This window comes from Clostridium sp. AM27-28 (assembly GCF_003480955.1).
In the GTDB taxonomy this organism is placed as follows: Bacteria; Bacillota; Clostridia; order Lachnospirales; family Lachnospiraceae; genus Otoolea; species Otoolea fessa.
In genome coordinates this window covers 13,505-28,479 of record NZ_QUJT01000017.1, presented here as the reverse complement: position 1 = coordinate 28,479, position 14,975 = coordinate 13,505, and the positions used below count along the sequence as shown (strand labels likewise).

At 49.3% G+C, this 14,975-nt stretch carries 13 protein-coding genes and 2 tRNA genes; 1 reads left to right on the top strand and 14 read right to left on the bottom strand.

Annotated features, from left to right (window positions below; translation table 11 throughout):
* Positions 1-72: 72 nt before the first annotated feature.
* The 12 genes from DW720_RS14695 to DW720_RS14640 form a co-directional block, all read right to left on the bottom strand.
* Positions 73-161: transfer RNA gene (locus DW720_RS14695), tRNA-Ser, on the bottom strand.
* Between the two features lie 44 nt (positions 162-205).
* Positions 206-291, bottom strand: a tRNA-Ser gene (locus tag DW720_RS14690).
* Between the two features lie 268 nt (positions 292-559).
* Positions 560-1,255: a 50S ribosomal protein L1 gene (gene rplA, locus DW720_RS14685; protein ID WP_022359097.1), complete on the bottom strand. Its 696-nt coding sequence runs from the start codon at positions 1,253-1,255 to the stop codon at positions 560-562.
* 67 nt (positions 1,256-1,322) lie between these two features.
* Positions 1,323-1,748 (bottom strand): 50S ribosomal protein L11, encoded by a 426-nt coding sequence (gene rplK, locus DW720_RS14680; protein ID WP_022359098.1) that lies wholly within the window; start codon positions 1,746-1,748, stop codon positions 1,323-1,325.
* 69 nt (positions 1,749-1,817) lie between these two features.
* Positions 1,818-2,336 (bottom strand): transcription termination/antitermination protein NusG, encoded by a 519-nt coding sequence (gene nusG, locus DW720_RS14675; RefSeq protein WP_022359099.1) that lies wholly within the window; start codon positions 2,334-2,336, stop codon positions 1,818-1,820.
* A 17-nt stretch (positions 2,337-2,353) separates the two neighbouring features.
* Positions 2,354-2,557, bottom strand: coding sequence for a preprotein translocase subunit SecE (gene secE, locus DW720_RS14670; protein WP_022359100.1), 204 nt, complete (start codon positions 2,555-2,557; stop codon positions 2,354-2,356).
* A gap of 58 nt (positions 2,558-2,615) precedes the next feature.
* On the bottom strand, positions 2,616-2,780 hold the full coding sequence (gene rpmG / locus DW720_RS14665; protein WP_207722866.1) for a 50S ribosomal protein L33: 165 nt from the start codon (positions 2,778-2,780) through the stop codon (positions 2,616-2,618).
* Between the two features lie 261 nt (positions 2,781-3,041).
* Entirely contained in the window at positions 3,042-3,797 is a 756-nt protein-coding gene (locus DW720_RS14660; RefSeq protein WP_118472563.1) for a YcxB family protein, read from the bottom strand.
* Positions 3,798-3,983: 186 nt separating this feature from the next.
* Entirely contained in the window at positions 3,984-4,733 is a 750-nt protein-coding gene (locus DW720_RS14655) for a ComF family protein (protein ID WP_243032365.1), read from the bottom strand.
* Entirely contained in the window at positions 4,730-7,096 is a 2,367-nt protein-coding gene (locus DW720_RS14650) for an ATP-dependent RecD-like DNA helicase (protein WP_022359103.1), read from the bottom strand. The genes DW720_RS14655 and DW720_RS14650 overlap by 4 nt, the downstream gene beginning before the upstream one ends.
* A gap of 33 nt (positions 7,097-7,129) precedes the next feature.
* A complete protein-coding gene (locus DW720_RS14645) occupies positions 7,130-8,131 on the bottom strand; it encodes a rod shape-determining protein (RefSeq protein ID WP_022359104.1) in 1,002 nt (333 codons plus the stop codon).
* A gap of 516 nt (positions 8,132-8,647) precedes the next feature.
* A complete protein-coding gene (locus DW720_RS14640; protein ID WP_118749789.1) occupies positions 8,648-10,201 on the bottom strand; it encodes an ABC-F family ATP-binding cassette domain-containing protein in 1,554 nt (517 codons plus the stop codon).
* Between the two features lie 328 nt (positions 10,202-10,529).
* Here DW720_RS14640 and DW720_RS14635 point away from each other — a divergent pair, with 328 nt between their 5' ends.
* A complete protein-coding gene (locus DW720_RS14635; protein WP_118749788.1) occupies positions 10,530-11,675 on the top strand; it encodes a putative ABC transporter permease in 1,146 nt (381 codons plus the stop codon).
* A 53-nt stretch (positions 11,676-11,728) separates the two neighbouring features.
* Here DW720_RS14635 and DW720_RS14630 read toward each other — a convergent pair whose 3' ends face one another.
* Together DW720_RS14630 and DW720_RS14625 are read right to left on the bottom strand one after the other, a co-directional pair.
* The gene (locus DW720_RS14630) at positions 11,729-13,465 is read right to left on the bottom strand and encodes a phospho-sugar mutase (protein WP_117796691.1); all 1,737 of its coding nucleotides are present in this window, start codon (positions 13,463-13,465) and stop codon (positions 11,729-11,731) included.
* 189 nt (positions 13,466-13,654) lie between these two features.
* Positions 13,655-14,635, bottom strand: coding sequence for a phosphotransferase (locus DW720_RS14625; RefSeq protein ID WP_118472558.1), 981 nt, complete (start codon positions 14,633-14,635; stop codon positions 13,655-13,657).
* Positions 14,636-14,975 lie beyond the last annotated feature (340 nt).

Genomic DNA, 14,975 nt, shown 5'->3' with positions numbered 1-14,975 from the left:
CCTTTGTTCTTAGAATTTTCAGGGTTTTACATACTGTTCAGTTTTCAAGGTTCCTGATGCTTTCGCATCGAACGCAGAAGGAGGGATTTGAACCCTCGCGCCGCTACTAACGACCTACTCCCTTTCCAGGGGAGCCCCTTCAACCTCTTGGGTACTTCTGCAGGTTGATTTTTATATCTTATGAAATTAATAACCGTTCTTGAAACGGAGAGAGTGGGATTCGAACCCACGCGCCCTTTCGGACAAACGGTTTTCAAGACCGCCTCGTTATGACCGCTTCGATATCTCTCCAAAAATGTGCTTAGCCATTATATAATGGATATTCATTTTTGTCAAGGACTTTTTCACTTTCTTTTTGAAAGTTTTCACAATCACCTGTGCGTCTTGACTCTTTAATTTTCGTTTCCGCTTTCTCAGCGGCAACAGAACATATTTTATCACTACTAAAGTATAAAGTCAACTGTTTTTTTGACTTTATTTATATTTTTTCGACAATCGAAAAAAAGAGGACGAAAGGCCCAAAAGTCCCTCATCCTCTTGATTCTATAACGTCTTCTGATTAGCCAATCAGCTTACCTACGTTCAGCTTAACGCCCGGGCCCATGGTAGAAGTCATGGTTACACTCTTTAAGTAAGCGCCCTTTAAGGTAGCTGGTTTTGCCTTCAGGATAGCGTCAATAAGCGTCTGGAAGTTGTCCGCTAACTGCTCCTCTGTGAAGGAAGCTTTACCTACTGGCACGTGGATAATGTTAGTCTTATCAAGTCTGTACTCGATCTTACCGGCTTTGATATCATTGATAGCTTTGGTTACATCCATAGTAACAGTACCAGCCTTCGGGTTCGGCATTAAGCCCTTCGGTCCAAGTACACGACCAAGACGTCCTACAACGCCCATCATGTCCGGAGTAGCTACTACTACGTCGAAGTCTAACCATCCCTCGTTCTGGATCTTCGGGATCAGCTCCTCAGCGCCTACGAAATCTGCGCCTGCAGCCTGAGCCTCTTCTGCCTTCGGTCCCTTAGCAAATACAAGGATACGAACGGTCTTACCAGTTCCGTGCGGCAGTACAACTGCACCACGGATCTGCTGATCAGCATGACGGCCGTCACAACCAGTTCTGATATGAAGTTCTACGGTTTCATCGAATTTAGCACCTGCAGCCTTCTTCACGATGGAGATGGCATCTGCAGCTTCATAAAGGCTTGCGCGATCTACTAATTTAGCAGCCTCTACGTATCTTTTTCCTCTTTTCATTATAAAAAACCTCCTAGTGGTATTGTCGGGGAATTCCCTCCCACGTTACTGATAAACATCCCGAAAATTACTCGGCAACTGTGATACCCATACTTCTTGCTGTACCAGCGATCATGCTCATAGCAGCTTCAAGGCTTGCTGCATTTAAGTCAGGCATCTTTAATTCTGCGATCTTCTGCAGATCCTCTTTCGAGATGCTAGCTACCTTAGTCTTGTTCGGTGTAGCGGAACCGGATTTAATCTTGCAAGCTTTCTTTAACAAAACGGCAGCCGGCGGAGTCTTTGTGATGAAGCTGAAGCTTCTGTCAGCATATACAGTAATAACAACCGGGATGATCATATCGCCCTGGTCTGCTGTCTTAGCGTTGAACTCTTTCGTGAACTGTACGATGTTTACACCGTGCTGTCCAAGAGCCGGACCTACTGGCGGAGCTGGTGTAGCCTTTCCAGCAGGAATCTGTAATTTAATATATCCTGTAACTTTCTTTGCCATTGTTGGCACCTCCTATAAATTGTGGTAATTGCGGGGATTTCCCTCCCACAGGCTCATAAATGAACCTCTTTACATCATCTTCTTGATCTCTGTGAAGTTCAGTTCAACCGGTGTCTCACGGCCAAACAGTTCTACACGAATCGTCAGGGTCTGTCTTTCCTCGTTGATGGACTCGATAACACCAACGGTATCTTTCCATGCCCCTGTCGTTACAACAACCGTGTCGCCGACCTCAAAGTCAACAACAACGCCGGTTTCCTTAAATCCGAGACCGGCCATCTCCTCTTCCGTCAAAGGAACCGGTTTGGAGCCCGGACCAACAAACCCGGTCACTCCGCGGGTGTTGCGTACTACGTACCAGGTATCATCATTCATAACCATGTTGATCAGTACGTATCCGGGAAACATCTTCTTGGCAACCTGTTTATTGGCTCCATTCTTGACTTCGATAACTTCCTGCATCGGCACGGAAACCTCTAAGATCTGATCCTGAAGGTTCCGGTTCTCGATCGTCTTTTCGATGTCAACCTTTACTTTGTTTTCATAGCCGGAATAAGTATGCACTACATACCAATTTGCTTCTGCCATATTTCTCACCTTTGCCTTTACATAACGAAGTGCAGTCCAAACACGATTGCCGTGTCAAGAGCCGCAATGATAAGTCCCAGCGCAACGGAAACGGCGATGACCGCTCCAGTCTGCTTCGTAACTGTCTCTTTGTCAGGCCAGATGATCCTTTTGTACTCAGCTTTTAGACCTTTCCAGAAACTCTTTTTAGGAGCTTTTTTGGTATTTTCTGTATCACCCATTTTTGTCCTCCAAAGCGCTCAGGCAGATGCCCGATCGCGCAGAACCAACCAGTTACTCTTACTTCGTCTCTTTGTGTAACGTGTGTGTCTTACAGAATCTGCAGTACTTTTTGGTTTCCATTCTGTCCGGATGAGTTTTCTTATCCTTGGTCATGTTGTAATTGCGCTGCTTGCATTCTGTGCATGCCAGTGTAATTCTTGTACGCACAACTTCCACCTCCATTTTTCTTAGTATGCGATCTTTCCACTCTCCAACCGGAAATCTGGTTTTTGAGCATAAAAAAAAGACCTATGTTCTTCCATTCGCCCGTCTACTATATCATAAAAGAAGCGGCGCGTCAAGCAATAACTTGCCGACATTCGCCGCCTCTTTTATATTATAGATATCGTTTTCACTTAGTGCAGGCTGGAACCAGATTCTGCCCGCGCCTCGTATTTCACATTATCAGGATTTACAATGATGCTATAAAACAATCAGAAACGTTTACTCATCGGTTTCTTCCTCATCTGCCGCCTGGCTTCCGATAAAATGCGCCATTTTTCCAATCTTACCCATATGGCTTGTATCTACGCGGGTGATCTCCGGCTCATCAGCTTCCACAACATCATCCTCAAGCGCGGCGTTCTGATGCAGGGCGCCGCCCTCCTGGTTCTCCGCATTTTCCGGATTTTTTGTCACGGATGGATATTCTTCCGGGTTTTCCTTGGCATCCGCAAGTTTTTCATTCATGAATGTCTCAAACTGCTTTTGCTCTTCCTCGCTGGAAAATGCCGACTTGGCGATAAACTGCCAGGTTTTCTCGTTCGTCTCAAGCAGATACATCCGCTCAATCTCAACCATCTGCTCAATGTCGCTGTAGCTGTAAGTCTTGGTCATCTCCTGTGCCGCAACCGTCATGGTCAGTGTCTTCTCATCCAGCGTCAGATGTACGACTGGGAAATTGCCCGTCTTTTCCAAATTTTTAAGTCCGCTCCGTTTCCAGATCATCCGCTCCTGGTTCTGGTTTGAAATCATGTAAAACATGCCGATGCCGACCAGCACCGCTATCACGATGGACGGTACAAGAAGAACCAGATTGCCCTTTGCCTGCATCACATTTTTTCCCAGAAAGAGAGCTAAAAATGCGACATATAAGAGTGCCGACACCATCTTCATTTTCTTGGACTCATGCTTAAGCACGTTCCAGTGAATCCAGTTTTTATAATCTTCCTTTTCCAGGCGATATTCAAATTCCTGCATTCTTTTTACTCCTTTTCTTTCTTACTTGAAATCTCCCCCGCATTCCTTCCGTCTCCTGAACCTCTTTTTGCCTCTCCCGCAAACTTTTAGATTCAAATGCTTTCTACTATTCTTTTCATCCAGAAATGCCGGAGTATTTCCACTTATAAGGCTTCCCTCTGCCTATCTTCTCTATCATATCCCACTTTAGCGTCCTTGTCCAATACAAACGGCAAAAAAACAGACTTTTTCAATCCCCGCAGACAGAAGCGCCCGGGTACACGCTTCCGCCGTGCTTCCGGTCGTATAAATATCATCCACGAGAAGCACGTTTTGCACACCACTTGCCCGGATTGCCTCCGCATCTGCCTGAAACGCCTGCTGTAAATTCCGGAGCCGTTCATCTGGATTCAGCTCTTTCAGGGGTTCTGTATTTCGTATTCGATATAAAAATTCCGGGCACACCGGCATTTCCAGCCGCTCGCCCATCCGCTTTGCCAGAACCTCCGCCTGATTGAAACCGCGTTTCCTTTTCCGCGCCGGGTGGACCGGAACGGGAACCAGACCGTCAAACTGCCACTCCTCCCGATTTTCATACTGCCTCAGCTTTTCCGCTGCAGCTTCGGCATAAAAATCGAGATATTCCCTCTTATTTTTATATTTAACCGCTGCCATCGAGCGCGCAGCTTCCTCCGTATAGTTAAAGAGTGCCATCCCACGTGCAAATGACCGGCGGTGTTTCACACAGTCTGGACAATATTCGATTTCTTCACTCCAAACTTCTTTTCCACATTTCTGACAAACCGGCGATTTGACAGGCGAAAGCCTCAAAAGACACGAAGGACAGATAAGCCCGCCCTTCGGCGTCACGATCTCCCCGCAGACCGGGCAGCGCCTTGGATATAGCGCATCCAGAGCGGCGCGGGGGAATTGATTCCATTTTATATTTTTTATCACAATGTCTCCATAATTTCTTCAATGCGGTCGCGCAGTCCCGAATAGCGCTTCTGTTCCATCGCATTGTCCACCATCTGCTGAAACACATACGGGACACCGACCAGGCAGACACAGGCTCTTGCCCTTGTAACCGCCGTGTAAATCAGATTCCGCGTCATCAGCATCTGCGGTCCGCTCCAGACCGGAATCACGACCGCCGGATACTCGCTTCCCTGCGACTTGTGGATCGTGATCGCATATGCCAATTCCAGCTCCTCCAGCTGCTTGAAGCTGTACTCGACACGTTTTCCCTCATCATACTCCACGGTTACCAGCTCCGCAAAGGTATTGATCTCGCGGATACGCCCAAGATCCCCGTTGAACACGCCGGCTCCCTTGTCCACCGGGATGCCGCTGCGGTTGTAGGAAGTCCACTCAATCTGGTAATTGTTCTTGATCTGCATGACCTTGTCGCCCACACGAAACGTCGTCTCGCCATACTCTTTTTCCGCCTTTTCTGCCGATGGCGGATTTAAAAATTCCTGCAAAATGGAATTTAACCGTATCGATCCCAGCACTCCCTTCCGCATCGGCGTCATGACCTGTACCTCAAACAAATCGGCATGGACGTAATTCGGCAGTTTTTCACGTACCAGCGTGATCATTGCATTGATGATCGCATTCGGATCATCACGCTTTATAAAGAGGAAATCCCTGCTTGACTTTCCGATCGGAATGCGCTCTCCGGCATTGATGCGGTGGGCATTGACGATAATATCGCTCTGCGCCGCCTGCCGGAAAATCCGGGTTAGCTTTACCACATGGAAACACTCTGACTCGATGATATCACGCAGGACATTGCCCGGTCCGACGCTCGGAAGCTGATCCACATCACCTACCAGAATCAGACGTGTGCCGACATTGACCGCCCGGAGCAGCGAATGCATCAGATTGATATCCACCATCGACATTTCATCGATAATAATGACATCAGCTTCCAGTGGATTGTCCTCGTTCCGCTCAAAATGCATCGAAGTCGTCCGGCTCTTCTCATCCTCCTCTGGCATTCCCGTCAGCTCTAACAGGCGGTGAATCGTCTTCGCCTCATAGCCTGTCGCCTCGGTCATCCTTTTTGCTGCGCGTCCGGTCGGGGCTGCCAGCAGGATATCCATGTCGCCCTTTTCAAAATACCGGATGATCGTGTTGATCGTCGTCGTTTTTCCGGTACCCGGGCCGCCCGTGATTACCAAAAGTCCGCAGTTGACCGCCTCAATCACCGCGCGGATCTGCAGTTCATCCAGCTCGATCTGTTCCTCTTTCTGGATGACTGCCAGACTTTTCCGAATCTGTTCTTCCGATTCGGAACCAGTGATGTTTAAGTCGTGCAGCATGCGGGCGGTGTTTAGCTCGGTATAATAGTAGTGTGATGCATAAACGGCGCGTTCCGGGGCGTTTGCTATATTTGATACATTTGATGCATTCGGTTCACCCAAAACATCTGGCTGCGGCTGCATCTGCCCCGACACTGCCGATTCCGCCTGAACAAAAACATCCATTTCTGCTGTTTTCTGCTGTTTCCTCTCCCGGATCACCAGCCGTTTATCCATCTGCATATCCATCAGATGCTTGTCAATCTCGGAAATCTCAACCTGTAGAAGCTTTGCCGCCCGATCCGCCAGCTCGTCCTCCGGCAGGTATGTGTGCCCGTTCGCCGTCGCCTGATAGAGTGTATACAGGATGCCGCTCTTGATGCGGAAATCCGAATCTGCCACGATTCCTATCTTCGCCGCGATCTCGTCTGCCATCTTAAAACCGACGCCCGGAATATCGTCCGCCAGCTTATACGGATTGTTCTGGAGAATCGTGTACATTGCCGGACCGTATTCCTGGTAGATTTTAACCGCCAGATTGATGGAAATGCCATAATTTTGCAGAAACATCATCGCCTGGCGCATATCGCGCTTTTCCTCGACCTGTTCACCGATGGACATCGCCATTTTTTCACTGATTCCCTTGACCTCCGCGAGGCGTTCCGGCTCTTCTTCCATGATGCGGAATGTGTCCGCCTTAAATTTTTTAACAATCCTGGAAGCTAAAGCAGCCCCGACACCTTTGATGGCGCCGGAGCCTAAATATCGTTCCATGGAAACAGTATCCTCAGGCGCTTTCAGCTCATAGCTTTCCACCGCCATCTGTTCCCCGTAAATCGGATGCTCGGTCATACGCCCGCTCGCCTCGATCATCTCGCCCTCTGCGATGTAGGAAAAAGTGCCAACCAGCACATATTCCTCCCCGTCGTCCAAGCCGCTGATAGAGAGAACCGTATAGCCATTGTCCTCATTGCGGTATTTTATTTTTTCAATATATCCTTTAACTGCTGCCATATTTTTATGCTATCCGCCTTCCGGCGGTTCTCTTTAATCGTAGTTTTTCTTCTCACCGTGTGCGAACTCGATAAACTTACCCGTTCCGATCGCAACTGCGGTCAGCGGATCCTCTGCGATCATCGTGGAAATGCCAGTTTTCTCCTCGATCAGGGCATCCAGACCGCTTAACAGTGCGCCGCCGCCTGTCAGTACGATACCACGGTCAAAAATGTCGGCTGCCAATTCCGGCGGCGTCCGCTCGAGTACGTTGTGAACGGCATCTACGATCTGGAGTGCCGGCTCGCGCAGCGCTTCCAGCGTCTCGTCGGATGTGACAACGATCGTCTTCGGAAGTCCGGTAACCAGATTTCGTCCGCGCACTTCCATTGTGATTACCTCCGGACGGCGGTATGCCGCACCGATATTTATCTTGATCTCCTCAGCGGTTCTCTCACCGATCAAAAGATTGTGTTTCTTTCTCATGTAACGGACCAGTGCCTCGTCGAAGTCATCACCAGCCACTTTAATAGAAGTGCTGACTACGGTACCGCCCAGAGAAATAACGGCGATATCTGCCGTACCACCACCAATATCTACGATCATGTTGCCGCACGCCTTGGAAATATCGATACCAGCGCCGATCGCAGCTGCTACCGGCTCCTCGATGATCGAAACCTCGCGTGCGCCAGCCTGGTAAGTCGCATCCTCAACCGCCTTGCGCTCTACCTCGGTCGCACCGCTCGGGATGCAGACGCTGATACGCGGCTTGCGGAGTGTCTTCTTGCCGACTGCCTTGTTGATGAAATATTTCATCATCTTCTCTGTCACTGTATAATCTGAAATAACCCCCTGGCGCAACGGACGGACCGCTACGATATTGCCAGGGGTTCTGCCGATCATCAGGCGGGCTTCCTCGCCGATCGCCATGATCTTATTCGTATCCCGATCGATCGCCACTACGGACGGCTCTTTCAGTACGACACCTTTTCCCTTGATATATACAAGGATGCTGGCTGTACCCAGATCGATACCAATATCATTGGACATCAACATAGTTGTTTTCCTCCTGCTCTGAATATGCACTCTTGAGTACATAAATCTATGAGTTTCATTGTATTTTATCTTCTTTATTTCAGCTTTTTTCGCTGCCATCCAGCCCGCGCATTGTTTTAGAGCGGACTATACCACTTACTATTATATACAACTTTCGATTCTTTTGAAAGAGGTTTTTATTTTTTTATGGACTTTATATTTTTTTTATGAAAGGGACATATTTTAGTCACAAGTTTCTCCTATAATACAAATATGTTATCCGAAAGGGTAACAGGCCTTTGTTTCAAGTGTTACTTGAAATAAAAAAGCTTTTTCATACTCATACCGGACGATACAAATCGTCCGGCCCCCCTAAGCCAATTTCTTTTTTATATATACCTACCATTCCCAATTTAAGAAAAACAGGAACGCCGTCGGACTCTCAGCCGATGGCGTTCCTGTTTTTTGTCAGTGCCAGGCACCTTAGAAAAAGGGCTCTATACTGAATGTTGGGGTACGCTGAAAAACATTTTTTTCTTATATTTTCAGACTCCACTCACTGCAGTCCCAGACCTTCGTTGCGAATCCCTCATAGAAATCCGGTTCATGGCAGATCAGAAGGATATTTCCTTTGTACGCCGCCAGCGCACGCTTTAACTCCTCCTTCGCCTCAACGTCCAGATGGTTCGTCGGCTCGTCGAGAAGCAGAAGGTTCGTCTCGCGGTTGATCAGCTTACACAGGCGCACTTTTGCCTGCTCGCCACCGCTGAGCACGCGCACCTGGCTCTCGATGTGCTGGGTCGTCAGACCGCATTTTGCCAGTGCGGAACGCACCTGGTACTGGGTGTAGGACGGAAATTCTTTCCAGATCTCATCGATGCAGGTCGTCGTATTGCCCGGCGCCATCTCCTGTTCGAAATAGCCGATGGAGAGATAATCGCCCAGCGTCACCTTGCCGGACACTGCTGGAATCAAACCTAAAATACTCTTTAAAAGCGTCGTCTTTCCAATTCCGTTGGCACCGATCATCGCAATCTTCTCGCCGCGCTCCATATAGAGGTTCAGTGGACGGGAGAGTGGCTCGTCGTAACCGATCACCAGATCCTCCGTCTCAAAAATACATTTTCCGGAGGCTCTCGCCTCCAGGAAGTTGAACTCTGGCTTCGGTTTTTCCTTCGCCAGTTCGATCACATCCATTTTATCCAGCTTTTTCTGGCGGGACATCGCCATATTTCGCGTGGAAACACGCGCTTTATTACGTGCCACAAAATCCTGCAGCTGCGCGATCTCCTGCTGCTGACGCTTATACGCTGCCTCGAGCTGCGCTTTCTTCGCCTCGTGCACCTCGAGAAACTTGTCGTAATCGCCCACATAGCGGTCAAGCCGCTGATTTTCCATATGATAAATGATATTTACTACGCTATTTAAGAACGGAACATCGTGTGAAATCAGGATGAACGCATTTTCATATTCCTGCAAATACCGTTTCAGCCACTCGATGTGCTGCACATCCAGATAGTTCGTCGGCTCGTCCAGCAACAAGATATCCGGCTTTTCCAGAAGCAGCTTGCCAAGCAGTACCTTCGTTCTCTGTCCGCCGCTCAAGTCCGTTACATCGCGGTCCAGACCGATGTCGGTCAGTCCCAGCGCACGTCCAACTTCCTCTACCTTCGCATCGATGGAATAAAAATCGTGGTTCATCAGAAGATCCTGGATCGTTCCCAGCTCTTCCATCATCACGTTCATCTCATCCTCCGATGCCTCGCCCAGATGGTCGCAGATTTCATTCATCTGCACTTCCAGCTCAAACAGGAAGGAAAATGCGCTCTTCAAAACCTCGCGGATCGTCATGCCTTTTTCCAGCACCGTGTGCTGATCCAGATAGCCGACGCGCACCCGCTTTGACCACTCTACTTTTCCCTCGTCCGGCTGCATATGCCCGGTAATAATATTCATAAACGTCGATTTACCCTCGCCGTTCGCACCGATCAGACCGATGTGCTCACCCTTTAACAGGCGGAACGAAACATCCTGAAAAATCGCCCGGTCACCAAAACCGTGGCTTAAATGTTCTACATTCAGTATACTCACGTGTGTACCTCTCCTATTTTTCTTTTTATTGTAAATTGTTTGTATTTGTTGAATTGTTCTTCTTTTTCTGCAAATTTTATCCTGGAAAACAAATCCACTTCATATAAGATTTGCTTTCTGTACGTCTGTCTGCTGTCTGTGGCAAAGCCGACTTCGATTTATTGTACACGAAGCGTGCTTTTGTGGCAAGCGGAGATTTTGGAATTATCTTTTTTCACCCAGATGCCTTGAACTTTTCTAGATTTATATAGTAAGATAAGAAACAACTTCATTTTAGATACGTTTTTCAACCAATGAGAAAATGACTTGATTTTCTAAAGGAGGTTTTATGTATACCTATACCTGGTACCAATGGCTAGCTTTTTTCTATGTATACTGCTTTTTAGGGTGGATTTTCGAATCGACTTATGTTTCCCTGAAACAGAAACGGCTCGTCAACCGCGGATTTCTGCGGCTTCCGATGCTGCCGCTCTACGGTTCCGGCGCGGTGATGATGCTCTGGGTGTCCCTGCCGGTGCGGGACAGCCTGCCGCTCGTCTATATTTCCGGTTTTATCGCCGCCACGGCGCTTGAATATGTCACCGGCGCCGTCATGGAACGCCTATTCAAGGTCCGCTACTGGGATTACAGCAGCCAGCCGTTCCAGCTGCACGGCTATATCTGCCTGAGTTCCTCGATCGCATGGGGATTTCTGACGATCCTTATGACCGATGTCATCCATGATCCGATCGCCCGCACTGTGCTTGCGGTTCCTCCGGTTATCCTGCTCATCTGCGATTTTGTCATCAGCGTTCTTTTCACCGCCGATGCTTACGAATCCATCAAGGCAGCCCTGGCTCTGGGTCATACGCTGGAAGCTATGACGAAGCTCAAAGCCGATATCGAAGAGCTACAGTCCAAGATCGAGCTGCTGCGTGAGGAAGCCATTGAGCGCGGCGCTCTGACCCGTGAAGAAACAGCCGAAAAACTGGCAGCCGCCCAGGCAGAAGCCGCCCGCAGACTTGCCGCCGTCCGCAGTGACGCCGAAGAACGCCTGGCAACCGCACGCGCCGAGACTGCCAGACAGCTGCAGGCGGCTGCCACCGAACACAAAGAGCGCCTGTCTGAGACCAAGGCACTCGCCGAAAAACGCCTGTCCGATGTTCGAGAAGAAACCACCTCCCGCATCGAAGCTGCCAAAGCAGGAAACGCAGAACGCATCGAAGCTGCCAAACAGCGCGTCAACGAGCGCATGGCCGAAGTCCGCACCGAAGTCGATGCCCGCATCGCCTTCGACAACCGCCTCACCCGCCTGAGCACCCGGTTAGAAGAACTCAAACACCGCCGCCAGTCCCTGCGCCCGGCTAAAAAGCTCCATGCCTTCTACCGCCGCGGGCTGCTGAGAGGAAATCCTACTGCGGTTTCGTCGAAATTTGCAGCGGCGTTGAAAGAATTAAAAGAACAAAATAGCACAAAAATAGGACCTTTCGCATGAACGAATGGTCCTATTTCTTTTAGGGACTTATTTCACATCTTCTTTTTATTTTTCTACAGCAGTCCATTGACAATCGTCATCACAGACTCGCCTACCTTCTCTGATTTCGCTGCCGCGTCTTCCAGGGAGGTACCTTTCACGCCGTAGTAGAACTTGATCTTCGGCTCGGTTCCAGACGGGCGGACGCAGAGCCATGCGTTGTCTTCCAGTTCGTAGTAGAGAACATTGGAGGATGGAAGTCCGGTCGGTTTTACCTCGCCGGTTGCCAGATCCTTGACGGTATCTGCCTTGTAATCGCGGACAGCCAGCACTTTATGTCCGGCAAAATCGGACGGTGTGTGGGCGCGGAAATATTCCATGATCTCCTGAATTTTTGCCAGTCCCTCGATGCCCTTTAAGCCGATGGACTTCACTTCATCTTTATAATAGCCGTATTTCTCGTACATCTCGACCATCGCATCCCACAGCGTCATGCCTTTTTCCTTGTAATAAGCAGCCGCCTCGCAGAGTGCTGCGGTTGCGGAAATGGCATCTTTATCGCGTGCGTATGTACCGATCAGACAGCCATAGCTCTCTTCCATGCCAAACAGATAGGTTCCTTTGCCTTCCTGCTCATTTTTGAGAACCTGTTTGCCGATCCACTTAAATCCGGTCAGAACCTCGATGAGCTCTGCGCCGTAATTCTTCGCAACTGCATCTACCAGATTCGTCGTAACGATGGATTTAACAACCTGTCCATCTGCCGGAATCTTGCCGTTTGCCTGTTTCTGGCTGAGCACATACTCGCAGAGCAGGGAGCCGGACATATTGCCGGTCAGCGGAATGTATTCGCCGGACTTGGTATCTTTGACATACACGCCCAGACGATCGGCATCCGGATCGGTTGCCAGAACGAGGTCTGCATTTTTCTCTTTTGCCAGAGCCAGTCCCAATTCAAATGCTTCCTTTGCCTCCGGGTTCGGATAGCTGACGGTCGGGAAATCGCCGTCTGGAAGCTCCTGCTGCGGAACCACATATACATGGGTAAATCCAAGCTCTTTCATCACACGGCGTGCCGGGATATTGCCCGTGCCGTGAAGCGGTGTATACACGATCGTGATCTGATCCTGCATGCGGTCAATCGCGCCCTGATTGACTACCTGTGCCTTGACCTGTGCAATATATTTGTCGTCGATCGCTGCACCGATGATCTCGTAGAGTCCTTTTGCCTTTGCCTCTTGTGCTCCCATCGTCTTAACGGTGGAAAGATCGGTGATCGCCATAACTTCCTCAGTCACACCCTTGTCATGCGGCGGTGTAAACTGTGCGCCGTCCTCCCAGTAAACCTTGTAGCCGTTGTACTCCGGCGGGTTGTGGCTGGCAGTGATGTTGATGCCGGCGATGCAGCCAAGCTCGCGGACTGCAAAGGAAAGCTCCGGCGTCGGGCGCAGCGTCTCGAACCGGTACGCCTTGATGCCATTTGCCGCCAGTGTCAGCGCTGCTTCCTCGGCAAATTCCGGGGACATATGACGGGAGTCAAATGCGATCGCCACGCCTTTTGCCGCGCCGCCCTGCTTGATGATGTAATTTGCCAGTCCCTGGGTCGCACGGCGGACGGTGTAGATATTCATCCGGTTAATACCTGCACCGATGATGCCGCGCAGTCCTGCCGTACCAAACTCCAAATCCATATAGAAACGCTCTTTAATCTCATTTTCATCGCCCTCAATGGCGCGTAATTCCTCTTTCGTTGCCTCGTCAAAGTATGGATTTTCCAGCCATTCTTTGTAAATCGTCATGTAATCCTTCATGATTCACTTACCCCCTGCTTTCTTCTAGGATGACTTTCTTTTTCTCCATTATAGTATAATTATTCTGAAAAATAAAGAGAATTTCGGTTACTATTCTTTGTCTTTATTTTTTCGTTTTTCAAAGTTTCTCCATGATATATCGAATACGCTTAACCAAAGAATTTATATGCATATGTAAATCAACCTTTCTTATCGGATTGCCTCAAGAAAGAGGTTCCGCGCCGTCTGCTGTTCTTCCAGCTTCTGCAGTTTTTCGATGCTGCGGACTGGAATCCACGCCTTGCCTGCATTATAATAAAAATTTAACTGTTTCCAGTATTTTTCCGGATATAAAAACAGGTAATAGAGGTATGTCCGCTCCTGTGCATTCAACGGCAGAATACGATCATACGTCTCCAGCAACCGCATCCCCAGACGCAAATCCCAGCCATGCTTTTCCAATATTTTGCGCGTAAAATGATACAGGTCTTCGACCTGGACGCCCCGGTGCATCCGGTTAAATTCAATCACCGCCATCTCATTTTCTTCTGCCAATAAAATATGGTGCTGGTTCAGATCCCCGTGACACAGGTAGTTTTCCGGCTCGCCGTTCCGCTCGATCTGCGCTTTCAGCCCGCCTGCTGCTTCCTGCGCCTGCTCATAAAAGATGGCAAAGCTTCCGCTGACTGCCCTCTCAAAATCCGATTTACGCCGTTTTTTCCGGATATAATTCCGCGTACGGACAAGTTCCCGGTTGTGGCGCTCCATCTCCGCCACCGCCGGACGCGTGAGAATTGACCCCAGATTCCACGACTCATCGATCGCAATGCCGCGCAATGTCCGGTGCAGCTTCGCGATCTGCCCGACCGCCCGGACTACCTCCGCCTCGCTCTGTACACTGCACTCGCGCCCGGAAAACCATTCCTTCACAACACACCGCGTTCCATCCTCCGCCACCGACAAAAGCTCGCCCTCCCGGTTCCGCATATACTGATCGGTCCGGCATGTTTTCTGATTTTGCAGAACATTCATGATTTGTTCTTCAAATTCAAGACGTTTGACGGTCCCCTTATATTCCCGGAGGAGTTTTAACCCCTGACTCGTCTCGCAGATCCACGCGCCTCTTCCACGGCGCTTCGACTGCACTTCCAGTTCATACTGTTCCAGCACCTCGGTTGTTCTCTCGTTCACAACTTCCCCCTCCTGCCTCTATCCGGCTGCCCGCCTTTCCATTTCCCAAAAGAATGTGGACAGCACATTTTCACGCCGGGCCACAGCTGCTGACAGCTATGTTAATTGCAACATTCACACGATTATGCAAATATGCACATCAGACACCCAGCCTGCTACTCCTAACCTATGAGAGGGGGCTTACAAATATGCTTATGCATAAATATCGCAGATTTGAAACACAGTGCACAAACTATCACACACAATCGCCAATGTGGAGTGATTACGAAATTCTGTTCATTGCCATCATTTTGACGGTATGTTACAATGATTCACGTTGGGATAAAAAAGCGGTCTGGCT